The following is a 269-nucleotide window of genomic DNA, read 5'->3' as shown; positions in this document are numbered from 1 at the left end:
CAATTATACCGTGAAATGGGACGGAGAGTGGCAGATAACACTGGAAGTTTTCCGTGATTTGGGAACTGCTTTTGCGGTTGTGATTATCATTATTTATATGCTGATTGTAGGGTGGTTTCAGAATTTCAAAACACCGATTGTCATGATGGTTGCGATTCCGCTTTCACTCATTGGGATTGTATTGGGACACTGGCTGCTGGGTGCATTTTTCACAGCAACATCTTTTATCGGAATGATTGCTCTGGCGGGTGTCATGGTAAGGAATTCTG

General features: G+C 43.1%; 1 protein-coding gene. It reads left to right on the top strand.

Going from position 1 to position 269, the window contains the following annotated elements:
- Nucleotides 1-269: efflux RND transporter permease subunit (locus ACPYOJ_RS35505; RefSeq protein WP_481420411.1), on the top strand; the 269-nt coding region annotated here is incomplete at both ends.

The organism is Rhizobium sp. SVR5-9E, from assembly GCF_056755095.1.
Note: the sequence above shows the minus strand (reverse complement) of the source record. Positions and strands in the feature narration are given on the sequence as shown.